We start from the raw sequence: 24,173 nt of genomic DNA, 5'->3' as shown, positions 1-24,173 counted from the left end.
CGGCGGGAGACCTCAAGATTTGTTTTCGGTGGCCATGCCGACACGCCGCCAGCGCACGTCGATCACGCAACCGATGCACGCAAGAACGCCATACCAGGCGACAAACAGCCCCCACTGCTGCAGTGTGGGACGGCCCAATGCCCACAAGCCTGCAATTATGCCCGCGAGCATCACGAGGTACCAGTAGATGGCGGTGCGCCGATGGCCGGTGCCGGAACGCACCATGCGCTGATAATAATGCTCCCGGTGCGCCTGCCAGAACTTTTCCCCGCGTAACAAACGTCTCGCAAGTGTTACAGATGCATCGGCAATAAAGGGCGAGAACACCATCGCCGGAAACCAGATCGGCCAGACCCCGCGTCGCCAGCCCCAGTAGCCGAGCGCGCCCGCCATGAATCCGAGCGGAATCGAGCCCGCGTCGCCGAGAAACAGCTTCGCCGGATGGAAATTCAGCAGCAGGAATCCGAGCGCGGCACCCGCGATCGCCGCACCGCCCGCCACGAGATCAGGCTCCGGCGGCGAGCCCGCCAGTGAGGCAGCCGCATACGCGCCGAAGCCGAACAGCGCCATGCCGCCGGCGAGGCCGTCCGCGCCATCCATGAAATTGTAGAGATTGGTCAGCCAGACCATTCCGAAACCGACGCCGGCAAGGAGCCACCACGGCGCGGCGGCCGGATAGACGACGATCAGCGCGACGACCGCGGCAAGGTGCGCGGCGAACCGGATCCGCGCCGGCAGCCCGCGCCGGTCGTCCAGCTGTGACAGCGCGGCCAGGCCGGCAGCGGCTACCGCGATCAACCACATCGACGGCGCGAGCCACACTATCGCGACCACGCAGACCGGAACGATGCCCCAGCCGCCCACGCGCGGCGTCGGCAGCGTATGCAGCGAACGGTCGTTCGGAATATCGGTCGCGAGGCGCCAGGCCAGCCCCGTCGCGAGCAGCGTCCGCAGGATAAGGGTCGAGGCGAAGGCGGCGGCCAGTGCTACGCCGGCCGCCGTGAGCCACGTGGTAATCGCGGGATGCATATTGTCTATTTCTGTATGTCGCGCGAACGATACCACGCGGCGGTCGCATCGAGGCCCTGTCTCGTCGTATAGGGCGGCCGCCAGTCGAGCATGCGCTTCATGCGGCCGGCGTCGAGCTGCAGGCTGCCCGTCAGGCGATCGACGGCGGCGCTGCGGCCGGTCAGCCTGCCGAGCGTGCGCAGCATCGCGACCGGCACCGGGAACAGCCGTGCCGGCCTGCCGAGCGCGTCGCCGACCAGTCGCAGCAGCCCGGCCACCGACGGCGCGTCGTCGTCGGCAACATGAAAGCACTCGCCCGCGGCCCGCGGATCGATTGCGCACCGCAGCAGCGCGTCAGCGAGGTTGTCGACATAGACGAGGCTGCGGCGCGCCTCGATCGCGCCGAGCGGAAGCGGCAATCCTCGTGCGACGGCGTCCATCATCCGCAGGAAATTGGCCCGCACGCCGGGGCCGTAAACCAGCGGCGGACGCACGGTGACCACATCGATGCCCGCCTGCCGCCCGAATTGCGCGAGTGCCTGCTCCGCACGCAGTTTCGAACGCCCGTATGGATCCTGCGGCGCGGGGGTGACGTCCTCCGCGAGCGGCACACCTCGATCGCCCTCGCCGATCGCCTTGATGCTGCTGGCAAACACGAAGCGGCGCGCGCCGTGCGCGTGCGCCGCTTCGGCAACGCGCAGCGTCCCTGCAACGTTGGTCGCCTCGAACGCGGCGTCCGGATCGGGCGACTCGTCGCGCATCACGTGGACACGCGCGGCCAGGTGGATCACGCAATCGGCCTCCAGATCATCCGGCCACGCGTGTGCGAGCCCTGCGAAATCCGGCGCGTCATGCACCCACTCGCGAACGCCGTCGACGCATCCGCCGGGACGGCGCACCAGCGCCGTGACCGTATGTCCTGCCGCGAGCGCCAGCCGGCAGACCGCGCGGCCGACGAAGCCGTTTGCGCCTGTCACGACGATGCGGGTCACCACAGCCTCCAGCCAAAGCGGTTATAGAACTTGAACGCCGACGCCGCGAACATGCGGATGTGCGCGGAACCCTTGCGGGATGCGCCGCCGCCGTGATGAATCACGCGCGCCAGCGGCAGGTAGACCGTGCGTGCGCACTCACCGGTCCGCAAGCTGAGGTCGTAGTCCTCGAAGTAGAGGAAATAGCGTGGATCGAAGCCCTGCAGACGCGCGAGCACCTCGGTGCGGAACAGCATGAAACAGCCGCTGACGATAGGCGGATCCCACACGACGTCGGTTTCGTTGATGCGGTCGCGCATCTCGTAGCTTGCCAGCCGGCGCTCGAACGGCGGGCGCAACGCCGCCGGCAGGAATCCCCTGACCAGAAGATCCACCAGCGCCGGATAGCGGCGGCACAGATACTGGATCCGTCCCGATTCGTCACCGATGCGCGGCGACAGCAAACCTGCTTCAGGATGCGCGTCGAGAAAGTCGAGCGCTTGCACGAGCGCATCCGGCTCGAGGTCGATATCGGGATTCAGGACCAGGTGATAGCGGCTGCGCGCCGCTTCGATCGCGAGGTTGTGTCCGCGTCCGTAGCCGACGTTGCCGTGACCGGACAGCACGCTGCAGCCAATGCCGGCCCGCTCGAATGCGGCAAGCTCGGCCGCGAGATCCGGCAAGCCACCGTTATCGACCAGGCAAACGCTGATGGCACCGCCGCCGCGCACGGCCCGCAGACGCTCGCACGCCGCACGAAGACTGGAGAACGTACGAGCGAGGAGCGCCTCGTCCGGGTGGTACGTCACGATGGAAATCGACAGTGTTTCGTCGACGGAATGCGGTGAGCGAGTGGATGCTTGCGGATGAGATGTCACGTGCTGACTATTGTTTACATTTGGCGCGTAAGGGGCGTTTACCAGTGTGCGCAGGCAGGCCAGCCCACGCAACCGAGATTGCCATTTGTAGCAATTATGCCGTGGCGGCGTATGCCACGGGCGCCATGGCGGGAAAAAGGGACTCCAGGCATGGGCACGTCTGCCCGGAGCGAGCAGCCAACGCATGCGTTGCCCCCGCCCCGGCGAACGGATGCGGGCGCCGAAACGCCAAATGCTTCTGTATATAATGCGTGACCTCGATATGCATCCGGCCAGCTGCACCCTATGTTTGATATTTCGGTGATTCTCAACGCCCACAATGAGGGCGGCATCATCAACCGGACGTTGCGGTCCCTGAGTGAAGCGGCAGACTTCGCAAGAGCCCGCGGTATCACCCTGGAAATTGTCGTCGTCCTTGATAACCCGAACGAAGCGACCCGCTCCGTCATCGCGTCGGCAGACCTCTCCAGTTTTGATGGAGTCCAGACGATCGAGGTATCGAACCGATCGCTGGGCCTGAGCCGAAACTCCGGTTGCGCAATTGCACGAGGCGAATATTTCGCCACGGCCGACGCCGACGATCTCGTGTCGTTCAATTTCTTCGTCGAAGCGCTGGCGGCTGCCAAGCGGTACGGCAACGATGCCCTGCTGTTCCCGCAGTACCTGATCGCATTCGGTTCGATGTACTTCATTACCGAGTACGGCGAAGCGGACCTGATGCCGTTCCTGCTGGCCGACATCCATCCGTACGTGTCGCGCGTATTCTTCCATCGCTCGACATTCGATCGTCTCAAGTACGTTCACTGCGACACGCAACGCGGCCACGCATTCGAAGACTGGCACTTCAACTCATGTGCGATTGCGCTCGGGATGAAGGCGCACTACATCCCCGATACGGTCCTGTACTACCGTCAGCGCCAGCAAAGCATCATGGCGGCCGCGCGCAACCAGAGCGTCGAGCTCGAAACGCCGGACACCGACCTGTTCGACCCGGACGTCTACCTGCGGGTGTTCGCCGACGACTATCGCGCGTATCGCGCCGGTGAACGCGCGTTGCCGCCGTGGTACGACGTCAAGCAGAAGTTCCTCGGCAGCCGGATGCTGTCGGATATGACCGAAGCCGCCAACCGGATCGATCCTGCCGTCGATACGCTGTCGCTGCGGCACGGCAGCCAGACGAGCGCGATGTGGTCGACGCCCGAGCCCTCCGCGGTCTACTACGAAATGTGCGAAGCCATTCGCGACGCCGGACCGATCACGGACGTGTTCCTGATTCCGTTCCTGCCCGCCGGCGGCGCGGAGCGCTACGTTCTCGACGTGATGAACGGCCTGCTGGCATGCGGTGCGTCGAAACGGATCCTCGTGCTGTCCGGCGAGCCGATGGAAAAGCATGCGTGGCTGTCGCGGCTGCCCGACGCAGCGACTTTCATCGACGTCGCCGTGCTCGGCAAGGATCTCGACGATCGTCAGCGCGATCGCATCACCGCACGCCTGATTCGCGCAGCGGCGCCCGACGCCCGGCTGCACATTCGCGCGTGCGTGTTTTCCCATCGCATGCTGAGCCGCCATTTCGCGCAATTCAGCGGACGTGACGTCACGTACTACCGGTTCTGCGACACGCGCGTCTACGAAGACGACGTCTCGATCATTTCGGGCGGCGCGGTCGAGTTTCTGACGAACAACATCCAGCACATCACGCGGATCGTCACCGACAACGAACAGACGGTCGTCGACGACAAGTTCATTTTCGGCGCCAGCGCGTCCCGCTGGAACAACCTTCCCGCGCTGCTGCACGGCGTCAAGGAGCCGACGATTCATGCGACACCGCGACGACGTCTGCTGTGGGCGTCGCGGCTGGACGGCCAGAAGCGGCCGCAACTGGCCGTCGCGCTGTCGAAGTACTTCGCGCAGAGCGGCACCGGCATCACGCTCGACCTGTATGGCGGCATCACGCCGGGCTTCGAAATCGACCTGGCCGGCGCAAACTACAAAGGGCCGTTTTCAGCGTTCGCGGATCTTCCGCTGCACGAGTACGACGCGCTCGTCTATACGTCGTGGTTCGACGGGCTGCCGAACGTGATTCTCGAAGCCATGGGCTCGGGACTCCCGGTCATCGCACCGAACATCGGCGGCATCGGCGAAGCCGTGCTCGACGGAGAGACCGGCATGCTCATCGAGGCATCCAACGATATCGACGAGGCCGTCGACGCGTATCGGGACGCCATCGAGCGCCTGTACGCCCAACCCGATCTGCTCGGAGCGCTGTCGAAGCGCGCTTCCGGCTACGTTCACGACAAGCATGGCGACGCACAGTACGTCGCGAACATTCAGCGGATATTCGGTATGAATGCCTCCCATCAAGAATCCCATCAGCCTGCCCAGGTGCCCGCCGATCAAGCCGTTTCGTCCGCGGAAAACCAGGAAGAACTGCGTCGATTGAGACGGGAACTCGCGGACGCGCGCGCAAAGCTGCTCGTTCATGCGCGCGAAGCCGATGTCCTCAGGAACGAGTCGGTCGAACTGCGGCAGTACGCGAACCAGTGGGTCGCGTTTCAGCGCGCGCGAATTTTCATCATCTATCGCGCGTATCTGCGCCTCCACCGGATTCCGGTACTGGGCCCGCTGCTGCGGGCGATCATGCGGCCGTTTACAGGAAAGTGATCGCCGGTCCGGCCCGCCGCCATACCGCGCGGGCCGGACGCGCGCACCCCGCATAATGAGGTTGCCCGCCGCGTACCGCTACCGTTAGACTGCTCCCCATTCAGACCGGAGTGAACGATGGAGCGAATCGCTATTTACGGGTGCGGCGGGTTCGGGCGCGAGATCCTGCCGCTGGCACGACAGCATCAAGCCCGAGCCGCTACCGGCTCGGCATCCGGAATCGTCTTCATCTCCGACACGCCGTCGGAAATCGGCACCGTCCAGAATGGCATTGAAGTCATTTCCTTCGAGGCCCTCATCTCGCCCGCGCATCGCGACCGCGCTGTCGTCGTGTCGGTCGGCTCGCCCGCGGCCCGCCGCACGCTGGCCCAGCGCTGCGAAAGCGAAGGCCTCGCGTTCGGCTCGCTGACGGCCGGTTCGCATGTGTCGCTCGATAACGTCGAGGTTGGCGAAGGCGCGGTGTTCTGCGATTTCTCGATGTGCACATCGGATATCAGGATCGGCCGCCATTTCCAGTTCAACATCTACAGCTACGTCGCTCACGACTGCGTGATCGGCGATTTTGTGACGTTCGCCCCGCGCGTCGCCTGCAACGGCCGGATCGTGATCGAAGACGATGCCTATATCGGTACGGGCGCGGTGCTGAAGCAAGGCACGCCCGACAAACCCCTGACGATCGGCAAGGGCGCGGTGATCGGGATGGGGGCCGTCGTGACCAAGGACGTACCGCCGGGCGTGACCGTCGTCGGCAACCCGGCTGCGCCGATGGTGAAACGGCCGGCGTGAACCGCGCGGGCGCACGCCGTGGCGTGCGCGTCGCGCGCCGCTGCGGTCAGTCAGGCTGCTCCTATCCGTGCGCGACCATCACACCTGGCTGCACGTACCCGAGCAGGCCCGCATAGGTTTCGGCACTCGTCCACACGATGCGGTCGAAGTACGAATTGAATTCCCGCAGGAAATTGAGTACGGGAGGCGGCGCGTCCGCCGCGACGAACATCTCGCATCGCCGCCCCTGCCGCCACGCTTCCTTCAGTTGAGCAATCGACGGCATCGATCTCGCGTCGCTCGAAAACCGCATGACCGGCCCGGTTCGATCGCGCCCGCCACAGAGCCATCTGCCGGCAAACTGCCGTCGAATGATATTGGTCTTCCTGAACTGGCCGACGCTATCCGACGACGTGACGGATCGCGTATGGATCCGATGCCGATAGAGCGGCTCGTGCAGATAACGGAAGCTGCCGAATTCGGCGATCTTCAGCGCCAGCTCCCAATCCTGGATGCCGGAATACATGTCGAGCGAACCACCTGCCTGCAGATAGGCATCGCGTCGAATCACCTTCAGATGCGACGCGACCATTCCGTCGAGCAAATCGTCCTTGATGCCCTCGTCGTTCCTGAACGCAATGGCCGGATAGCCGCCGTAGTCGGCCCGCCGGATTTCGTTGCCGCTTTCGTCGATGTCGAACCGGTCCGTGAACAGGTAATCGCATGGCGGCGCCTGCTTCAGGAGCTGCGCGACACGGGACAGCGCACCGGGCACCAACGCGTCGTCACAATCGACGAACGCGACGTACGCTCCGGCCGCCTGCGCGACTGCCTCGTTCTGCGTGCGCGAAATGCCCTTGTTCTCGCTATTGAGGACAATCCGCACGTTCGGGTGACTTCCCTGCAGCGCGCGCAGCAGCGCCGTCGTGCGCGCATCGGGCGAACGATCGTCGACGCAGATGATCTCGAATGCGACGTCCTGCTGCTCGATCACGGACAGCAGGCAACCGTCGATATAGTCGAAATGGTTGTATGCGGGGATCACGACGCTGATGAGCGGCGTCGCCGACGCCGGCATCTTCGCGATGGCCGCCTGCAGTCGCGCGAGCTTCTGCGCGTGCAGATCGACGGGAACGGCCGGCGACGCGGCAGCGCCCGACCCGGCTTCACGCGGGTGGCCGCGCAACTGCGCGATTTCCTCTGCGTACGCCGGGTGCTTCCGATAGAAATTCTCGAACCAGTCGACCGCGGACTCGAAAAACGCCGGTTCGCGCGCGGACACCATCGCGTCGATCTTGGCAGCCGCGTGCAGCCAGCTCTTGCCCATCTTCACGTAGGACCGGCGCATACTTTGCGCGTGCTGCCGGTAGATCGCGTTGTGCGCATTGATATAGGCCATCCGTGCGCCACGCGCACTCAGGCCGCACCAGAACAGCCAGTCTTCCTTGGCGCGCGCGGATGTGTCGAACGGCGCGTCCGCCAGCACGGCGCATCGGAACAGCGCGCAGTGAATCGGGATCGCGAAGCCGCGCTCCCATTTGTACAGAAAATCGGACAGCCCGAGCGCCGAATGCGCGATCGCCTCGTCATGCTTCGAAAAGACCGAGCGAGAATCGTCGCACAACAGGAAGTTGGACACCGATACGTCGAGCGCATTCGCCACCTGGAAATGCGCGACCTGCAAGTCGAGCTTCGGCGGAACGATGAGGTCGTCCGCGTCCAGCAATTGCACGAATTCGCCGTTCGCGGCGGCAATACCCGTGTTGCGCGCCCCCGAAAGCCCTGCGTTCTGCTGCGAAATCACGCGTACCGCGGGCGACAGCGCCTCCGCCGCGCGCAAGTGGATATCGGTCCGGGGTGCCGTGCTGCCGTCGTCGACGACGATGATCTCCAACGGCCCGCGGTATGCGTCGAGCACCGACGAGATCGACTCATTCAGATACTGCGCCTGATTGAAACAGGGGATTACCACCGATACGAGCGGCAACGACAGATCACGCGAGTCGTCCGTGCCCGATTCTTTCCGGTCAGATCCCATAACCTTCCAACTCCTTGACATGCTCGACGAACCGCTGCCACGTATGCCGCCCGTCGATCAGCTCGACGAGCGCGCGTGCGCGCGCTTCGACTTCCTGCGAATTCGAAATGACTGATTCCATCGCCGCGCGATAATCGGCGACATCCGGCTTCTCCGACAGCAGATATCCGGTCGAATCCGATATCAGCTCGCCCACGCCGCCGACCGACGGCGCGATGATCGGTACGCCCAATGTGCCGATTTCAAGCAGGATGTTCGGCATACCTTCCCATTTCGACGTGAAGATGAAGCCGGTGTACGCGCGGTCACGCACCAACTCTTCCGGGGACGTGAACGGCCCCATCAGATGCAGGTTCGCGAGATCGGGAAGCTGCTCGCTGACGTTCACGACGGCCTGGCCGTACACGTAGAAATCGATGTGCGGGCACGCCTGCACGAGCGCCAGCAGCAGGTCGACGCGCTTCTCCTTGTCGAGCCGCCCCGCCCACAGAAACGCCGGGCGCTGCCCCGCCAGGTCCTGCCCGCGGCTCGCGATGCGCGCGAGCGAGCGCGCCTTCCACCCGGCGGTCGCCATGCGACTGGGGTTGTACACGGCGCGCAGCTTGTCGCCCTGCTGACCGAGGCTGTACTCGGCACGTGCATCGGTCACGAAGCGTTGATTGTCGGACAGCAGCGCAGTCAGCGCCGGCAGCCCCGGCTGCAGGAAATAGGCTGCGTAGCCGATCTTGCTCTTGCCGTCCTCGGCAAACTGGAACGCGAAAATGCTGGCGAACAGGCGCGTGACTTCCTTGAGCTGCCGCCCTTGCGCGATGACCGCGTTCCACGCGACTTCGCTGTTGATGTTGTGGAACACGGCGGGCCGGATCGCCAGCAGCATGTCGTACAGCAGCGCCTGCTTCAGCGCGTACGAATCGTCGTGCGTGAAATCGCGCAGGACGACCACATGCACATCGTCGATCCGTGCAACGCGTTCGTCGACCAGATCGCGATCGGCAACGACGAGCAGGACCTGACGGTCGGGGTGGATCTCGCGGAGCGCTTTCGAGAAATTGAGCGCGACGTTCTCCGCGCCTCCCGTTCCAAGAAACGGCACGGCAATGACGTGGCTGACATTTCGCACGCCACGCTGCGCGAGGTCGAGCATCAGGTGCTGCAGGCGCGACTCACGCGCGTGGTCGAGCAACACCTCACGCGCGATGGCCGATCGCAGCGCCTGGCGAATCGACTTGCCATGGCGCAACGACGTGATAACCGGCGAAATGGCCTTGCGGACGCGCCACTTCGCCTCCTGGCTCAGCGGCAGGCGATGGTAGACGCGTTGGGCAAAGTACAGAAGATGCTGGTATCGCGGCATGGTTAGATATCTTGAATCATTCGCTGGTACACCGACTATCGGCTCAGGCGCCGGTACAGATTATCCGCCTTGCCCCAGATGGTGCCCCTGACACGATCGAGTTCCGTCTGCGCGTCAGCCAGGCTGGCAGCGAGCCGCCCTTCCCGTTCGGCCGCGGCACGCAACTCGGCTTTCGCGTGTTCGAGTTCCGTGGCGACACGTTCGTGCTCGGTACGCACCTGATCCAGTTCGGCAAGCGCACGGTCGCGTTCGCCGCGAATCAGTAGTTGAAACGTCGCGGCGCCTGCGGGCGCTTGCGCGTCCACCGCTGGCGCCGAACCATCGTACTCGCCCGCGGGCTTCGACAGGCGCTCGCGAACGGCGGCAAAAGCCTGCGGCGACCAGCCGGACGCGAGTCTCGTGACGAACGCGGTCAGTTCGCCATTGAAGAACAGATGCGGCGGAATCCTGAACGTGTCCTCGTGACGGTCGTACACGCGCAGCATCTCGATCAGCTCGAGAAACCGCCGCCAGTCGCCGTCTATCTCGAAGAAGCGCCCGACGAACGACTCCATGCTCTTGCGGAGCAGGTCGAAGCGCTCGATCCGCTCGAGGTACGGGTGCACGACGCCGCCGGAGATGTCCGCATACTCCCACATCAGCGCGTCGCGATTGCGATGCGTGACGTTGCCGCCGTGCGCACGGTAAAGGAGGAGCGCGTCCTTCATCACGTGGAACCGGGCGCCGCCGGCGAGCGAACGCAGCCAGAAATCCCAGTCCGGCGAGTAGGTCAGGTCCTCACGGAAAAAGCCGATCCGGTCATGCGTGGACTTCCTGACCAGCACGGTCGAATGGCACAGGTGGTTCTCCCACACCCAGCTGTCGGGCGCATTCAGGTCGAGGTCCTGATTGAACCACGGCGCATAAAAACATTTGTCGGCGTCGACCGGCTGGCTCGACGCATCGATCTCCGCCATGAAACTGCCGCAGATGTCGACTTCCGGATGGGCGTCCATGAACGCGACCTGCGCCGCAAGCTTCTCGGGCACGAACACGTCGTCGGAATCGAGGCTCGCGATGAATTCGCCGGACGCGAGACGCAGCGCCGTGTTGTACGCCGCGCACGCGCCCTGGTTGCGCTCCTGGCGCACCGCGCGGATCCGCGGGTCGTCGAACTGCTGGATGACCTCCCAGGAATCGTCCGTCGAACAGTCGTCGACAATGATCAGCTCCCACGCCCCGTACGTCTGGGACAGCACCGACCGGATCGTCTCCCCGATGAATCTGCCGTAGTTGTAAGACGTCGTGAGAACGCTGACACGCGGCCGCGAATCCCCGGTCGAATAATTATTGTTTGCCATTGCAGATGTATTGAATGATGTCGACGATGCGATTCGCCCCGTCTTCCCCGAGCTCGCCGTACAGCGGCAACGCCAGCACTTCGCGGGACACGCGCGTCGCAACCGGCAGGCGCCCCGGATCGGCGCTCGGCAGCGCGCGGTAGCAATTGTGCTCGCTGCAAAGCGGGTAGAAATAGCGCCGCGAAAACACGTTGAACTCCTTCAACGTGTCGTACAACCGGTCACGCGACACGCCGCATGCCTGCGGGTTCACGCGCACGATGAAATACTGCATGCTGTGGCCGACGTTCGGCGGCAACCGGAAGCACGTGATGCCGGGAATCTCGTCCAGGCGACTCAGGTAAACCTGTGCAACGCGCTGCCGCGCCGCATGCTCGGCATCGTAATGCGCGAGATTGACGAGACCCAGTGCCGCCTGCACTTCGTTCATCTTGCCGTTGGTGCCCGGCATGATGACCTCGGTCTCGTTCAAGATTCCGAAATTCTTGAGCAGATCGACGCGCCGCTTCATCGCGTCGTCCGCCATCGCCAGCCCGCCGCCCTCGGCCGAGTGAAACAGCTTGGTCGCATGGAAGCTGTACATCGTTGCGTCGCCGAACTCGGCGACCGGCTTGCCGTCGATTTCCGTGCCGAACGCGTGCGCGCCGTCGTAGAGCACCTTGACGCCGTACTGCTCGCGAATGCGCTCGAACGCGTTCACGTCGCACGGCATCCCGTACACGTGCACGCCGAGCACACCCGTCGTGCGCGGCGTGATCAGCGCTTCGGCCACCGCCGGGTCGATGGTCAGCGTTTCCTCGTCGATGTCGCAGAACACCGGCGTCACGTTGTTCCAGTGCAGCACATGCGGCGTCGCGGGAAACGTGAACGGCGTCGTGATGACTTCTCCGGCGAGCCGCAGCGCCTGGCAGGCGACGAGCAGCGCGCTCGTCCCGTTGTTGAAAAGCGAGAAGTGCCGGGCACCGAGCCGCTTTGCGAGCGCCGCCTCCAGCGCGGCGTGCTTCGCACCGCCGTTCGTCAGCCACGCGCTGTCCCAGATGTCTTCCAGCTGCGACGTGAACTCGCCGAGCGGCGGCAACATCGGTTTCGTCACATAGATCGGACTGGCGAAACCATCCGGCTTTTGTCTCATAGGGCGCTCCTGATTGATTCCTCGTGCGGATCCGCACGCCGGCCCCGGCGCCGGATCCGCTGCCGGCCAACGCTGCGTCAGGCTACCGTCTTCGACAACAGCCGCGTCTGGACCTTGTTGTCGAAATGCACGGCGCCATAAAGCGGCAGATAGGTGCCGCGCGAGACGTTGAATTGCACGGCGATCGGCACATGATCGCACGTGTCGACCTGGCCGATGCTCAGGTCGGTCGGCACCGACGTGGCGGCGCTGATGCTGTAATCGCCGCCGCGCAGCGATACCTTGAACGTCCAGTCGACCACGTGGACTTCACCCGCGTGCACGTCGTACAAATGCGCGTGCTCGAGGCCGGTGTCCGAGTACGCGATATCGAAACCGTTCTTGTCGCGCAGGTGATAGCCGAATGCCAGCAGCGGCAGGTCTTCCTCGACGCTCACGATCATTCTCAGCGTCACGGTGTCGCCGTAGGTAACCTGGCGCGTCGCGCGCCCCTGCTCGTTCAGCAGTTGCACGTTGACGAAGCTCGCGCGGCCGTTGCGGATCCGCTGGAACGCCGCCTGCTTCTGGAACTCGTCCGCGCCGTCGTTGAGGTCGGCGTCGAGCTCGGCGATCTGCGTCGACGGCGCGTCGTCGTCGGCAATCACGTGCTGCTTCTTGCGGACATAGGACGAGTAATACGATTCGATGACATGGTCCGTCGATCCGACGGCAAGCATGTTGCCGTGATCGAGCAGGATCGCGCGGTTGCACAGTGCCTTCACCGAACCGGGGTCGTGGCTGACGAACAGCAGCGTCGTGCCGCGATCCATCAGCTTCTTCATCACGGCCATGCACTTCGCCTGGAACAGCGCGTCGCCGACCGACAGCGCCTCGTCGACGATCAGGATGTCCGGATTGACGTGGATCGCGACCGAAAATGCGAGGCGCACGTACATGCCCGACGAGTACGTCTTCAGCGGCTGGTTGACGAAATCGCCGATCTCGGAGAAATCGACGATGGCCGGATACTTCTCTTCCAGCTCCTCCTCGCTCATCCCGAGAATCTGGCCGTACAGCATCACGTTTTCGCGACCGGTGAACTCGGGATTGAAACCCGACCCGAGCTCGAGCAGCGCGGCAACCTTGCCGTTCGTTTCGACGTTGCCGGCGCTCGGCGCGAGCGTACCCGAGATCACCTGGAGCAGCGTGGACTTTCCCGAGCCGTTGTGGCCGACGATCCCCACCGTCTCGCCGCGCGCAATATCGAACGAGACATCGCGCAGCGCCCAGAACTCGCGGTAATACTGCTTGCGGGAGCCGAACAGCATCTGCATCAGGCGCGCGCGCGGGTTATCGTAAATATGAAAGACCTTGCTCAGATCCTTCACGCTGACTGCGAGATCAGAGGACATCTGCGAATCCTTTCCGCGTGCGATTAAACCATTGGTAGCCCAGTGCCGCGACGCCGACACTGACGATCATCATCACCAGCAGACCGGTCCAGCTCGGCACGTTTCCAAAGATCACGACGTTACGGCTTTGCTCGATGACGAACGCGATCGGATTCATTCCGACGATACGCTGGTAACTGGCCGGCAGCGAGCTCACCGGATAGAACACCGGCGTCAGGAACATCAGCACCGTCGTCACGAGCCCGATCGACTGGCCGATGTCCTGGATGAACACGCCCAGCGACGCCAGGAACCAGCAGACACCGAGGGTGAACAGGATGAACGGCAGGACGATCAGCGGGAAATACAGGATCGTGAGATGCACCTGGAAACCCAGCACGAGCATCGCGAGCACCAGCACGCAGAAGCTGATCGCGGCATGGAACAGTGCGACGAGCAGCGCGACGACCGGCAATACCTCGAGCGGGAACACGACCTTCTTCACGTAGTTCGCGTTACTGATGATCAGTGACGGTGCACGGTTCACGGCTTCCGAGAACACCTGGAACATGATCATCCCGACGAACAGCACGACGGCGAATTCCGTCTTCGAATCGGATCCGGTATTCCAGCGTGCCTTGAAAATCACGCTGAACACGAACGTGTAGACGGTCAGCAGCAGCAGCGGGTTGAAGAACGACCACAGCAGGCCGAGCACCGAGCCGCGATATCGGCCGACCACCTCGCGGCGCGCCATTTGGAGGATCAGGCGGCGATGCCGCCAGATAGGAAGTGATGGTTGAATGATTTCCCGCATGACAATCTCTAGCTAAACCATGCCGCCGAACGACTCGGCATGAAGTGTGATGTGCACCGCCCGGATCGGGCGGCATCAGGCATCGAACAGTTCCGCAAGGACGAGCGCAAGCCCGTCCGACCACTGCGGCCGATGCAATCCGAAACGCTCGTCGAACCGCGTGTTGTCGAGCACCGAAAAGGTCGGACGCGGCGTCTTCGCCGGATACTCGGCCGCCGGGATCGGCTTCACTTCGCGGACAGACAGGTCGATCTGCGGAGAGAGGCTTCTGGCCCCGGCGAAAATGGCTTCCGCAAACGCGTGCCAGGTCGTCGAGCCTTGCGCCGTCATGTGATAGAGGCCGCTCTCGAACGATCCCGCCCGCCGCTCGGCGAGCGCTTGCGCCGCCGCGTGCGCGGTCAGGTCCGCAATCATGCGCGCGCTCGTCGGCGCGCCGAACTGATCGCTGACGACGGACAGCGTCTCGCGGCTCGCCCCCAGCCGAAGCATCGTGCGCAGGAAATTCTGGCCGCGCGACGCGTAGACCCACGACGTACGGAACACGAGCCAGTCGCCGCCGGCGTCGGCGATCGCCTGCTCTCCGGCCAGCTTGCTCGCGCCGTAAACGTTCAGCGGGCGCACGTCGTCGCGCTCGGCATACGGCGTCCGCTTGCTCCCGTCGAACACATAGTCGGTCGAGAAGTGGATCAGCAATGCGCCGCGCTTCCGGGCGGCCTGCGCAAGCGCGCCCGCCGCATCGCGGTTGATCGCGAATGCGGCGTCAGGCTCGTCCTCGGCGCGATCCACCGCGGTATAGGCGGCCGCATTGACCACGAGATCGGGCGCGAGCGCGTCGACGTATGCAGCGACGGCAGCCGCATCGCCGAGATCGACGACGTGACGCGTCGCGGCCACCACCTGGCCCAGCGGTTGCAGCGCACGCACGAGCTCCCATCCGACCTGCCCGTTCGCACCCGTCACGAGAATCTTCATGCGTAGGTCTCCAGATCCGCCAGCACGGTGCCGGCGAGATCCTTCGGCGCGATCACCGGAGCGCCGTCGAGTGGCCAGTCGATGCCGACGTTCGCGTCGTTCCACAGCAGCACGCGCTCGAATTCGGGGTACCAGAAATCGGTCGTCTTGTATTGAAACGTCGCCGCCTCGGACATCACCAGAAAGCCGTGCGCAAATCCGGCAGGCACCCACATCTGCAGGTGGTTTTCCGCGGACAGCACGCTGCCAACCCATTTGCCGAACGTCGGCGACGAACGACGCAGATCGACGGCGACGTCGAACACTTCGCCTTCGACGACGCGGACCAGCTTGCCCTGCGCATGACGGACCTGATAGTGCATCCCGCGCAGGACGGACTTGACCGAGCGCGACTCGTTGTCCTGAACGAACTCGACATCCGCAACCTGCTCACGGAATTCCCGCTGATTGAAGCTCTCGAAGAAATACCCGCGAGCGTCGCCGAAGACCTTGGGCGCGATCAGCTTGACGTCTGGAATTGCCGTGGAAGTTACCGTGATTGCCATAGAATCTTGTCCGTCAGTAGGTTCTTCAGATATTGCCCGTACGCGTTCTTGGCGAGCGGTGCGGCGAGCGCCGCCAGGCGCTCGGCATCGATCCAGCCCATTCGGTATGCAATCTCCTCCGGGCATGCCACCACGAGGCCCTGGCGCTTCTGCAAGGTCGCGATGAACGCCGCGGCCTCCATCAGCGAATCGTGCGTGCCGGTGTCGAGCCACGCATAGCCGCGCCCCATGATCTCCACCTGCAGCTTGCCTGCCGCGAGATAGCGGGAATTGACGTCGGTGATTTCAAGTTCGCCGCGCGCCGACGGCTTGATGTCGGCCGCAATGTCGCACACGTCGTTATCGTAGAAATAAAGACCCGTCACCGCGTAGCGGGAGCGCGGCTGGGCCGGCTTCTCCTCGATCGATACCGCGCGCATCTGGTCGTCGAATTCGACGATGCCGTAGCGCTCCGGATCCTGCACGTGATAGGCAAACACGGTCGCGCTTTCGGTACGTGCATTCGCCGCGTGAAGCTGCCTCGCGAGATCGTGGCCGTGAAAGATGTTGTCGCCGAGCACCAGTGCACTCGGATCGTTGCCGATGAAGTCCCGCCCGATGACGAACGCCTGCGCGAGCCCGTCCGGCGACGGCTGGACCGCGTACTGCAGGTTCATCCCCCACTTCGAGCCGTCGCCCAGCAACGCCTCGAAGCGCGGCGTGTCCGCCGGCGTCGAAATGACCAGCACGTCGCGAATGCCCGCGAGCATCAGCGTCGAAAGCGGGTAGTAAATCATCGGCTTGTCGTACACCGGCAGCAGCTGCTTCGACACCGAGTGGGTAATCGGATACAGCCGCGTGCCCGAACCGCCGGCGAGAATGATGCCTTTACGTGCCATCGATCAGATCCTCATGTGCGTTGCGCATAGTTCGTTTCGACCCACTTGCGGTAATCGCCGGACGCGACCTCGTCCACCCAGACCTGATTGTCGAGATACCAGCGCACGGTCTTCGCGAGCCCCGTCTCGAACGTCTCGGCCGGCTTCCAGCCGAGCTCGCGCTCGAGCTTGCGCGCATCGATCGCGTAGCGGCGGTCATGGCCCGGACGGTCCTTCACATAGGTGATCTGGTCGCGATACGAACCCGCCGCCTTCGGCCGCGCGGCGTCGAGCAGGTCGCAGAGCGTGTGCACAACGTCGAGGTTCTTCTTCTCGTTCCAGCCGCCGATGTTGTACGTCTCGCCCGGCACGCCGCGCGCAAGCACTTCGCGGATCGCGCTGCAGTGGTCGCCGACGTACAGCCAGTCGCGCACGTTCTGGCCATCGCCGTAGACCGGCAGCGGCTTGCCTGCGAGCGCATTCGCGATCATCAGCGGAATCAGTTTCTCCGGGAACTGGTACGGACCGTAGTTGTTCGAGCAGTTCGTCGTGAGCGTCGGCAGGCCATACGTGTGGTGATACGCACGCACCAGGTGGTCGGAGCCTGCCTTCGTCGCCGAATAGGGGCTGTTCGGGGCATAAGGCGTCGTTTCCGAGAACTGGGGATCGGTCGCGGACAGCGACCCGAACACCTCGTCGGTCGATACGTGCAGGAAGCGGAACGCTGCCTTGTTCGCGTCGTCCAGGCCATTCCAGTACGTGCGCGCCGCTTCGAGCAGCGTGAACGTGCCGACGACGTTGGTCTGCACGAAATCGGCCGGCCCGTGGATCGAGCGATCGACGTGGCTCTCGGCGGCAAAATGGATCACGGCGCGCGGCCGGTGCTCGGCAAACAGGGCATCGAGTGCCGCGCGATCGCAGATGTCGACACGAGCGAACACATGATCCGGATTCCCGTCGAGCGGTGCCAGCGTACGCAGGTTGCCCGCATAGGTCAGCTTGTCGACGTTGAGCACGGCTTCGCCGGAGGCGCCCATCCAGTCGAGTACAAAGTTGGCACCGATAAAACCCGCGCCGCCGGTAACCAGGATCATGAAACGTCCTCTAGTAATAATGTGCGGCGCGCCTGGCAGGCGCTCGTCGCACTTCATGTCATGTCACAGTGGCCAAGTCTAGGCCGATCAGGCCCGGCATTTTAACCGGTCGCCATACCGGCAAAGTCACGAGATGTTAATTTCGGAGTGAAAATGTCAATTATAGGAATCCAGCCGGTGCCAACTCCACGCTGCTAACAACTTGATACAGCGCGAGGGCCCTTCGCGTCACGAAAAATCGCATGCCTGGCGGGCCGTCCGATGTGGAACAGCCGTTGCGCCGCCGTATATTCATACGATTTTTCCCAGTTCACCCCGTTTCGGTACGATCTGACCCTCATGCTTCCCGCCCCCATCGCCATCGGCGACATCCAAGGCTGTCATTCCGCTTTCCAGTCGTTGCTCGACAAGCTTTCAGCACCTGCCGACACGCCGCTGTGGATCGCCGGCGACGTCGTCAACCGCGGCCCGGACTCCCTCGCCGCGCTGCGTGCGCTCGTCGACCTCGGCCCGCGCGCGACCGTCGTACTCGGCAATCACGACCTCCACCTGCTTGCGGTCTCCGCCGGCCTGCGCACCGAACGCCCGGGCGACACCATCGGCGAGATCCTCGACGCACCCGATGCGGATGCGCTGCTCGACTGGGTCCGCCACCGCCCGTTCGTGCACGCGGAAAACGGGATGCTGCTCGTGCATGCGGGCGTGCTGCCGCAGTGGGATGCCACGCTCGTGCTCGAACTCGCCGACGAACTCCAGCGCGCGCTGCGCGCGCCCGACTGGCGCGACACGCTGCAGAAGCTGTACGGGAACGAGCCGAATCAATGGAGCCCGGACCTGAAGAAGCGCGACCGGATGCGTGTCGCGTTCAACGCGTTCACGCGCGTGCGCTTCTGCACGCCCGACGGCGCAATGGAATTCAAGGCGAACGGCGGCCCCGACAACGCGCCGCCCGGCTATCTGCCGTGGTTCGACGTACCGGGGCGTCGCACGGAGGACGTGACGGTCGTGTTCGGGCACTGGGCCGCGCTCGGCCTGATGATGCGCGAGAACGTGGTCGCGCTCGATTCCGGGTGTGTGTGGGGTAACCAGCTGTCGGCCGTGCGGCTGACGGCCGATCCGGCTCAGCGCGCGGTCACGCAGGTGCAGTGCGAAGCGTGCCGCGCGCCGGGCGGAGAGTGATCAAAGACTGATTCGCGGCGCCGGGAAGCGCGTCAACCCTCGCGCCCCGGCATGGGCGCGTCGGCCGCCTCGTCGCCTGCCGCACCGGCACCGACCTCGGTCGCCGGGTAGGCATGTCTGGCCAGCTCCGCGAGCGACTCGGCCGTCGGCTTGTCGACCTTCGCCTGCAGCGTCGCGAGCGCGGCGGCAATCGCATCGCGCGCCGCCGCGGACGTCGCCCGCCGGTCGCCACCCGGCGCGATCGGTTCGCATACGTAAAGGTGCGCAATGATCGGGCCACCGCGCAACACCATGTCGAGCGACTTGCCGAGCGCCAGTTCGCCCGTGTAGGCCGGCGCGACCGACTGCCGCCGCTGCGCGTCCTCGTACATCAGGCAGATCGGCTGCACCGCGCAGCCGGCCGATACCGCGGACTGGAACAGGTTCGCATGGAACGGCAGCAGTTCCTGCCCGTCGGTCGTCGTTCCTTCCGGAAACACGCACATCAGCCCGCCGTTGCGCAGGCGCTCGGCCATCTCGTGCATGACCCGCATCGCCTCGGTGCGCTTCTCGCGCTGCAGGAACACGGTGTCGAGCTTCTCGGCGAGCCAGCCGACGACCGGCCACTGCCGCACCTCGGCCTTCGACACGAACGGCGTCGGCCGCCACGCGTTGACCGTGTAGATGTCGAGCCACGACACGTGATTGCCGACCACGAGCGCGCTCGCGTCGAGCCGCGCGCCGTCGTTATGGACGACGAGGCGCATCCCGCAGATCCGCAGCAGCTTGAGCGACCAGCGGCGCGTCATCTCGGCACGCCGCGCGGGCGTGACGTGCGAAAAACGCAGCGCGACGATCACCATGCCGCGCAACAGGTGGAAAACGAGACGCAGCTTGCGAAGGGCAATCATGGCGAAGGTCCGGCGTGGTTCAGGGGCGCTCGAACGCGATCTGCCCGGCGACGAGCGTCGTGCGCACGCAAGCGGGCAGTTCGTAGCCGAGGAACGGCGAGTTGTGGCCCTGGCTCTTCAGCGCACGCGGCTCGACCCGCCAGTGCGCGCGCGGGTCGAACACGCACAGGTCGGCCGCACCGCCTTCGGTGAGGCGACCGGCCGGCAGCTTCAGCACGTCGGCCGGCGCGGACGTGATGCGGCGCAGCGCCTGCGCAAGCGGCGTACGCGTCTCGTCCGCCCACTTCAGCGTCAGCGACAGCAGCAGTTCGAGCCCCGTCGCGCCCGGCGTCGCTTCGCCGAACGGCAGCAGCTTCTCGTCGTCGTCGACCGGCGTGTGGTCGGAGCAGATCGCGTCGATCGTGCCGTCGGCGAGCGCCACGCGAATCGCTTCGCGATCGCGCTCGCTGCGCAGCGGCGGATCGAGCCGGAACTGCGAATCGAAGTAGCCGATGTCGACGTCGATCAGATGCAAATGATTCACGCCGACGTCGCAGGTCACGGGCAGCCCCTCGGCCTTCGCCTCGCGCACGAGCGCGAGGCCGGCCGCCGACGACAGCCGTGCGAGATGCACGCGTGCGCCCGTCACGCGCATCAGTTCGAAGATCGTGTGCAGCGCGATCGTCTCGGCCGCGACCGGCACGCCGGACAGCCCGAGCCGCGACGCCAGCGCGCCGCTCGCGGCGACGCCGCCGCGGCCGATGAATGCGTCTTGCGGGCGCAACCACGTGGTGTAGTCGTAAGTGCTCGCGTACTGCAATGCACGCAGCAGCACCTGCGTGTCGCGCACCGGCACATTGGCGTGCGTGAAGCCGACGCAGCCGGACTCGGTCAGCGCGACCATTTCGGTAATCACTTCACCCTTGAGGCCGACCGTCAGCGCGCCGAGCGGATGCACGTTCGCCTGGTGCAGGTTACGCGCGCGGAACTTGAGCATTTCGACGAGACCCGGCTCGTCGAGCACGGGGTCGGTATCCGGCGGGCACACGAGGGTCGTGACGCCACCTGCGACGGCCGCGGCCATCTCGGACGCGAGCGTCGCCTTGTGCTCGTAGCCGGGCTCGCGCAGCCGCGCGCACAGGTCGACGAGGCCGGGCGCGACGATCAGGCCCGATGCGTCGATCGTCTTGTCCGCGTTGAAACCGGCCGGCGCCGTGCCGAGCGCAGCGATGTTGCCGCCTGCGACGAATACGTCGGCCTGCCGCTCGGTGCCGGCGACCGGGTCGATCAGCGTGCCGCCTTTGATATGAATCTTCATGCGCTGTCTGTGAATGCGTTGATTGCGTGAATAAGGATGCGCGAAAGCGGGCTCAGTCGCTGTTGCCGGCGACGATGCCCATTACCGCCATCCGCACGGCGATGCCGAACGTGACCTGGTTGAGGATCACCGACTGCGGGCCATCGGCGACCTGCGAGTCGATCTCGACGCCGCGGTTCATCGGGCCCGGGTGCATCACGATCGCGTCGGGCGCGGCGAGCGCGAGGCGCTCGGGCGTCAGGCCCCAGGTCTTGAAGTATTCCTGCGCGGAAGGCAGCAGCGCGCCGCTCATCCGCTCGTTCTGCAGGCGCAGCATGATGATCACGTCGACGCCCTTCAGCCCTTCGTCGAGGTTGTGGAACACCTTCACGCCCATCTGCTCGAGGCCGCCCGGCAGCAGCGTGCGCGGGCCGATCGCGCGCACTTCCGGCACGCCGAGCGTGGTGAGCGCATGGATGTCGGAGCGGGCGACGCGCGAATGCAGGATGTCGCCGACGATCGCCACGCGCAGCTTCGTGAAGTCGCGCTTGTAGTGACGGATCGTGTACATGTCGAGCAGGCCCTGCGTCGGGTGCGCATGGCGGCCGTCGCCGGCGTTGATCACGTGCACGTGCGGTGCGCAGTGCTCGGCGATCAGGTACGGTGCGCCGCTCGACGCGTGACGCACGACGAACAGGTCGGCATGCATCGCCGACAGGTTGTTGATCGTGTCGAGCAGCGATTCGCCCTTGCTCGTCGACGACGCATTGATGTTCAGGTTCAGCACGTCGGCCGACAGGCGCGTCGCGGCGATCTCGAAGGTCGTGCGCGTGCGCGTCGAGTTTTCGAAGAACAGGTTGAACACGGACTTGCCGCGCAGCAGCGGCACCTTCTTCACTTCACGGTCCGTCACGCTGACGAACTGCTCGGCCGTATCGAGGATGTGGTTGACGATCGAGCGCGGCAGGCCCTCGATCGACAGCAGATGCTTCAGCTCGCCGTTTTTCGTGAGCTGCGGATTGCCCTTCAGGAAACCGTAGCGGAACCGGTCGGGGCTCGTGGCCGCAGCGGGATTGCCGGTGCGGCCAGTGGTGTCGGTGGTCATGGTGTGCGTGATTCCAACTATGCAAACGGGCCGCGGTGCAAACCGGCGGCCCGGGATACGGTTCGCGTGTCGTTCAGGCGCCGTGCGCCTCGACGCGCAGCGTGAACTGCGCATCGTCGCGCGCGAGCACGAGCGTCGCGCCGGCCGGCACGTCGAGCGTGCCGCCCGCGAAGCGCGCAGCCACCGGCAGCTCGCGGCCGCCGCGATCGGCGAGCACCGCGAGCTCGACCGCGGCCGGACGGCCGTAGTCGAACAGCTCGTTGAGCGCCGCGCGTACGGTGCGCCCGGTGAACAGCACATCGTCGACGAGCACGATGCGTGCGCCGTCGACCTCGAACGGCAGCGACGTCGGGCTGGCCTGGCTGTGCAGCCCCTTCTTCGCGTAATCGTCGCGATGCAGCGCGACGTTCACGACGCCGAACGACGGCGCGCCGAGATCGCGCGCGAGGCGCTCGGCAAGCCATGCGCCGCCGCTGTGAATGCCGGCAAGCCGCGGGCCGCCCGGTTCCGCAAAAGCCGTGCCGTACACGGCGCGGATCTGGTCGAGCAGGACGCGGTAAAGCGCCTCGGCATCAATGGTGCTCATGGTCGGACAATTGATCGAGATACTGTTGAAGGATGACGCGCGCGGCCTCGGCATCGAGCATCTCGGCCCGGGCGCGGCCGCGCACGTTGCGCTCGCGCAGCCCGGCCTCGGCCTCGACCGACGAATAGCGCTCGTCGACCCACGTGACGGGCAGCCCGAAGCGGCCGTTCAGCTGGTTGCCGAAACGTTTCGCCTGCTGCGTCATGTCGTGCGGCGTGCCGTCCGGATGCATCGGCAGGCCGACGACGAGCGCGTCCGGCCGCCATTCGGCCAGCAGGTCGCCGACCGCCTTGAAGCGGTGTTCGCGGTTCAGGTTCTGGATCACGACGAGCGCACGGGCCGAGCGCGTCAGCGCATTGCCGATCGCGACGCCGATACGCTTTTCGCCGTAGTCGAACGCGAGGAGCGTCGCATCGCGCGCGCTCGCGCCACTCATGCGTGCCCTGCTTCGCCGGACAGCATCGACGAGCTGACGCCGAGCAGGCCCAGCGCGGCTTCGAAGCGCTCTTCGGCCGGCGTGTCGAACACGATGCGCGGATCGGCGGCCACGGTCAGCCAGCCGTTGCGGGAAATTTCTTCCTCGAGCTGCCCTGCCCCCCAGCCCGCATGGCCGAGCGTCAGCAGGAAGCGCTTCGGGCCGGTGCCCGTCGCGACCGCCTCGAGCACGTCCTTCGACGTGGTCATCTCCAGCCCGCCCTCGACGGACATCGACGAGTTGTAGCTCGCGCCCTCCACCGGCTCGTGCAGCACGAAACCGCGCTCGGTCTGGACCGGGCCGCCGAAGTACACCGGGATGTGCAGCAGCGGCTCGATGTCGAGCTTCAGGTCGATGCGGTTGAACAGCGATTCGAGGTCGATGTCGGTAGGACGATTGATGACGAGGCCGAGCGCACCGCGCTCGCTGTGATCGCAAAGATAGACCACCGTTCCCGAGAACGTCGGATCGGCCATGTTCGGCATGGCGATCAGGAACTGGTTGGTGAGATTGATGCGATCGGAAGGCTTTGACATGGTTTGAATTTTAGCAAAGACGCCGCGGCCTGACCGAGCCGCGATCAACAAGCAACGCCGCACCGCGCTGGCAACGGCGCGCACGGATCACATGGCACTCTAACACGCGCGCGGGCGCTGTCGGCAGCGTGTTGCGGGCCCGCGCGGCAAGGGCTGCCGCGGCGTGTCCGTCCCCTTGTTCGTCAGGCCCGGCCGAGCGCCGCACCGAGCGCGCCGGACGCCGCGGTGAGGTCCGGCGGCGCGACGCCGGCCGCGATCTTCAGCAGCGCCGCGCGCAGCATGTCGGACGCGTGGCCGTGCGCATCGAGCCCGCCGTCGGCGAGC

At 65.1% G+C, this 24,173-nt stretch carries 23 protein-coding genes; 4 read left to right on the top strand and 19 right to left on the bottom strand.

Annotation, left to right across the window (positions count from 1 at the left end; translation table 11 throughout):
- Positions 1–12: 12 nt before the first annotated feature.
- Genes BDI24065_RS24725 through BDI24065_RS24715 form a run of 3 tightly spaced genes read right to left on the bottom strand, consistent with a single transcriptional unit; the run spans position 13 to position 2,857 of the window.
- Positions 13–1,029: an MraY family glycosyltransferase gene (locus tag BDI24065_RS24725; RefSeq protein WP_175033474.1), complete on the bottom strand. Its 1,017-nt coding sequence runs from the start codon at positions 1,027–1,029 to the stop codon at positions 13–15.
- Positions 1,030–1,034: 5 nt separating this feature from the next.
- Entirely contained in the window at positions 1,035–2,000 is a 966-nt protein-coding gene (locus tag BDI24065_RS24720) for a UDP-glucose 4-epimerase family protein (RefSeq protein WP_175033473.1), read from the bottom strand.
- On the bottom strand, positions 1,997–2,857 hold the full coding sequence (locus BDI24065_RS24715) for a glycosyltransferase family 2 protein (RefSeq protein WP_175033556.1): 861 nt from the start codon (positions 2,855–2,857) through the stop codon (positions 1,997–1,999). Before BDI24065_RS24715 ends, BDI24065_RS24720 begins: the two co-directional genes overlap by 4 nt.
- Before the next feature lie 285 nt (positions 2,858–3,142).
- On the opposite strand from BDI24065_RS24715, the gene BDI24065_RS24710 reads away from it, so the two are divergent.
- Positions 3,143–5,518: a glycosyltransferase gene (locus BDI24065_RS24710; RefSeq protein WP_254609862.1), complete on the top strand. Its 2,376-nt coding sequence runs from the start codon at positions 3,143–3,145 to the stop codon at positions 5,516–5,518.
- Positions 5,519–5,635: 117 nt separating this feature from the next.
- A complete protein-coding gene (locus BDI24065_RS24705; protein ID WP_175033471.1) occupies positions 5,636–6,304 on the top strand; it encodes an acetyltransferase in 669 nt (222 codons plus the stop codon).
- A 61-nt stretch (positions 6,305–6,365) separates the two neighbouring features.
- Here the strand turns inward: BDI24065_RS24705 and BDI24065_RS24700 are convergent, their stop codons facing one another.
- Positions 6,366–8,255 (bottom strand): glycosyltransferase family 2 protein, encoded by a 1,890-nt coding sequence (locus BDI24065_RS24700; protein WP_254609861.1) that lies wholly within the window; start codon positions 8,253–8,255, stop codon positions 6,366–6,368.
- A 55-nt stretch (positions 8,256–8,310) separates the two neighbouring features.
- Complete coding sequence (locus tag BDI24065_RS24695; RefSeq protein ID WP_254609860.1) at positions 8,311–9,270, bottom strand: glycosyltransferase family 4 protein; 960 nt, start codon at positions 9,268–9,270, stop codon at positions 8,311–8,313.
- On the opposite strand from BDI24065_RS24695, the gene BDI24065_RS41165 reads away from it, so the two are divergent.
- Positions 9,265–9,681, top strand: coding sequence for a hypothetical protein (locus tag BDI24065_RS41165; protein ID WP_254609859.1), 417 nt, complete (start codon positions 9,265–9,267; stop codon positions 9,679–9,681). The two genes, BDI24065_RS24695 and BDI24065_RS41165, sit on opposite strands and share 6 nt — an antisense overlap.
- 29 nt (positions 9,682–9,710) lie before the next feature.
- Here BDI24065_RS41165 and BDI24065_RS24690 read toward each other — a convergent pair whose 3' ends face one another.
- From BDI24065_RS24690 to rfbB, 8 genes are all read right to left on the bottom strand, one after another.
- A complete protein-coding gene (locus BDI24065_RS24690) occupies positions 9,711–11,015 on the bottom strand; it encodes a glycosyltransferase (protein ID WP_175033468.1) in 1,305 nt (434 codons plus the stop codon).
- Positions 11,002–12,147 carry a DegT/DnrJ/EryC1/StrS family aminotransferase gene (locus BDI24065_RS24685; RefSeq protein WP_175033467.1) on the bottom strand — a complete coding sequence of 382 codons (1,146 nt, stop codon included), beginning with the start codon at positions 12,145–12,147 and terminating at the stop codon, positions 11,002–11,004. The genes BDI24065_RS24690 and BDI24065_RS24685 overlap by 14 nt, the downstream gene beginning before the upstream one ends.
- A 77-nt stretch (positions 12,148–12,224) precedes the next feature.
- Positions 12,225–13,538, bottom strand: coding sequence for an ABC transporter ATP-binding protein (locus BDI24065_RS24680; protein WP_175033466.1), 1,314 nt, complete (start codon positions 13,536–13,538; stop codon positions 12,225–12,227).
- Positions 13,528–14,334 (bottom strand): ABC transporter permease, encoded by an 807-nt coding sequence (locus tag BDI24065_RS24675; RefSeq protein WP_175033465.1) that lies wholly within the window; start codon positions 14,332–14,334, stop codon positions 13,528–13,530. The genes BDI24065_RS24680 and BDI24065_RS24675 overlap by 11 nt, the downstream gene beginning before the upstream one ends.
- Positions 14,335–14,409: 75 nt before the next feature.
- Positions 14,410–15,306 carry a dTDP-4-dehydrorhamnose reductase gene (gene rfbD, locus BDI24065_RS24670; protein WP_175033464.1) on the bottom strand — a complete coding sequence of 299 codons (897 nt, stop codon included), beginning with the start codon at positions 15,304–15,306 and terminating at the stop codon, positions 14,410–14,412.
- Positions 15,303–15,851 (bottom strand): dTDP-4-dehydrorhamnose 3,5-epimerase, encoded by a 549-nt coding sequence (rfbC, locus tag BDI24065_RS24665; protein WP_175033463.1) that lies wholly within the window; start codon positions 15,849–15,851, stop codon positions 15,303–15,305. Before rfbC ends, rfbD begins: the two co-directional genes overlap by 4 nt.
- Positions 15,836–16,729: a glucose-1-phosphate thymidylyltransferase RfbA gene (gene rfbA, locus BDI24065_RS24660; protein WP_175033462.1), complete on the bottom strand. Its 894-nt coding sequence runs from the start codon at positions 16,727–16,729 to the stop codon at positions 15,836–15,838. The genes rfbC and rfbA overlap by 16 nt, the downstream gene beginning before the upstream one ends.
- An 11-nt stretch (positions 16,730–16,740) precedes the next feature.
- On the bottom strand, positions 16,741–17,802 hold the full coding sequence (gene rfbB, locus BDI24065_RS24655; RefSeq protein WP_175033461.1) for a dTDP-glucose 4,6-dehydratase: 1,062 nt from the start codon (positions 17,800–17,802) through the stop codon (positions 16,741–16,743).
- A 339-nt stretch (positions 17,803–18,141) separates the two neighbouring features.
- Between rfbB and BDI24065_RS24650 the strand changes: the two genes are divergently transcribed.
- Positions 18,142–18,981 (top strand): symmetrical bis(5'-nucleosyl)-tetraphosphatase, encoded by an 840-nt coding sequence (locus BDI24065_RS24650; RefSeq protein WP_175033460.1) that lies wholly within the window; start codon positions 18,142–18,144, stop codon positions 18,979–18,981.
- A gap of 32 nt (positions 18,982–19,013) precedes the next feature.
- Here the strand turns inward: BDI24065_RS24650 and BDI24065_RS24645 are convergent, their stop codons facing one another.
- The 6 genes from BDI24065_RS24645 to BDI24065_RS24620 form a co-directional block, all read right to left on the bottom strand.
- Entirely contained in the window at positions 19,014–19,871 is an 858-nt protein-coding gene (locus BDI24065_RS24645; protein WP_175033459.1) for a lysophospholipid acyltransferase family protein, read from the bottom strand.
- 19 nt (positions 19,872–19,890) lie between these two features.
- A complete protein-coding gene (locus BDI24065_RS24640; protein ID WP_175033458.1) occupies positions 19,891–21,168 on the bottom strand; it encodes a dihydroorotase in 1,278 nt (425 codons plus the stop codon).
- 52 nt (positions 21,169–21,220) lie between these two features.
- Positions 21,221–22,252, bottom strand: coding sequence for an aspartate carbamoyltransferase catalytic subunit (locus BDI24065_RS24635; protein ID WP_175033457.1), 1,032 nt, complete (start codon positions 22,250–22,252; stop codon positions 21,221–21,223).
- A 73-nt stretch (positions 22,253–22,325) separates the two neighbouring features.
- Positions 22,326–22,838, bottom strand: a complete 513-nt coding sequence (pyrR, locus tag BDI24065_RS24630) for a bifunctional pyr operon transcriptional regulator/uracil phosphoribosyltransferase PyrR (RefSeq protein ID WP_175033456.1) — start codon at positions 22,836–22,838, stop codon at positions 22,326–22,328.
- The gene (ruvX, locus tag BDI24065_RS24625; RefSeq protein WP_027788201.1) at positions 22,825–23,274 is read right to left on the bottom strand and encodes a Holliday junction resolvase RuvX; all 450 of its coding nucleotides are present in this window, start codon (positions 23,272–23,274) and stop codon (positions 22,825–22,827) included. Before ruvX ends, pyrR begins: the two co-directional genes overlap by 14 nt.
- A complete protein-coding gene (locus BDI24065_RS24620) occupies positions 23,271–23,849 on the bottom strand; it encodes a YqgE/AlgH family protein (protein ID WP_011351143.1) in 579 nt (192 codons plus the stop codon). The genes ruvX and BDI24065_RS24620 overlap by 4 nt, the downstream gene beginning before the upstream one ends.
- Between the last annotated feature and the right edge of the window lie 324 nt (positions 23,850–24,173).

Source organism: Burkholderia lata (assembly GCF_902499025.1).
GTDB classification, from domain to species: Bacteria; Pseudomonadota; Gammaproteobacteria; order Burkholderiales; family Burkholderiaceae; genus Burkholderia; species Burkholderia lata_C.
This window is presented reverse-complemented; position numbering and strand designations above follow the sequence as displayed.

Excerpts from the sequence above, each read along its gene's own strand:
- rfbB (WP_175033461.1), bottom strand. The coding sequence starts at position 17,802 with ATGATCCTGGTTACCGGCGGCGCGGGTTTTATCGGTGCCAACTTTGTA.
- BDI24065_RS41165 (WP_254609859.1), top strand. The coding sequence starts at position 9,265 with ATGCACATCGTCGATCCGTGCAACGCGTTCGTCGACCAGATCGCGATC.
- BDI24065_RS24705 (WP_175033471.1), top strand. The coding sequence starts at position 5,636 with ATGGAGCGAATCGCTATTTACGGGTGCGGCGGGTTCGGGCGCGAGATC.
- BDI24065_RS24620 (WP_011351143.1), bottom strand. The coding sequence starts at position 23,849 with ATGTCAAAGCCTTCCGATCGCATCAATCTCACCAACCAGTTCCTGATC.
- BDI24065_RS24645 (WP_175033459.1), bottom strand. The coding sequence starts at position 19,871 with ATGATTGCCCTTCGCAAGCTGCGTCTCGTTTTCCACCTGTTGCGCGGC.
- rfbC (WP_175033463.1), bottom strand. The coding sequence starts at position 15,851 with ATGGCAATCACGGTAACTTCCACGGCAATTCCAGACGTCAAGCTGATC.
- BDI24065_RS24685 (WP_175033467.1), bottom strand. The coding sequence starts at position 12,147 with ATGAGACAAAAGCCGGATGGTTTCGCCAGTCCGATCTATGTGACGAAA.
- pyrR (WP_175033456.1), bottom strand. The coding sequence starts at position 22,838 with ATGAGCACCATTGATGCCGAGGCGCTTTACCGCGTCCTGCTCGACCAG.
- BDI24065_RS24635 (WP_175033457.1), bottom strand. The coding sequence starts at position 22,252 with ATGACCACCGACACCACTGGCCGCACCGGCAATCCCGCTGCGGCCACG.
- ruvX (WP_027788201.1), bottom strand. The coding sequence starts at position 23,274 with ATGAGTGGCGCGAGCGCGCGCGATGCGACGCTCCTCGCGTTCGACTAC.
- BDI24065_RS24640 (WP_175033458.1), bottom strand. The coding sequence starts at position 21,168 with ATGAAGATTCATATCAAAGGCGGCACGCTGATCGACCCGGTCGCCGGC.
- BDI24065_RS24690 (WP_175033468.1), bottom strand. The coding sequence starts at position 11,015 with ATGGCAAACAATAATTATTCGACCGGGGATTCGCGGCCGCGTGTCAGC.
- rfbA (WP_175033462.1), bottom strand. The coding sequence starts at position 16,729 with ATGGCACGTAAAGGCATCATTCTCGCCGGCGGTTCGGGCACGCGGCTG.
- BDI24065_RS24680 (WP_175033466.1), bottom strand. The coding sequence starts at position 13,538 with ATGTCCTCTGATCTCGCAGTCAGCGTGAAGGATCTGAGCAAGGTCTTT.
- rfbD (WP_175033464.1), bottom strand. The coding sequence starts at position 15,306 with ATGAAGATTCTCGTGACGGGTGCGAACGGGCAGGTCGGATGGGAGCTC.
- BDI24065_RS24710 (WP_254609862.1), top strand. The coding sequence starts at position 3,143 with ATGTTTGATATTTCGGTGATTCTCAACGCCCACAATGAGGGCGGCATC.
- BDI24065_RS24675 (WP_175033465.1), bottom strand. The coding sequence starts at position 14,334 with ATGCGGGAAATCATTCAACCATCACTTCCTATCTGGCGGCATCGCCGC.
- BDI24065_RS24650 (WP_175033460.1), top strand. The coding sequence starts at position 18,142 with ATGCTTCCCGCCCCCATCGCCATCGGCGACATCCAAGGCTGTCATTCC.
- BDI24065_RS24725 (WP_175033474.1), bottom strand. The coding sequence starts at position 1,029 with ATGCATCCCGCGATTACCACGTGGCTCACGGCGGCCGGCGTAGCACTG.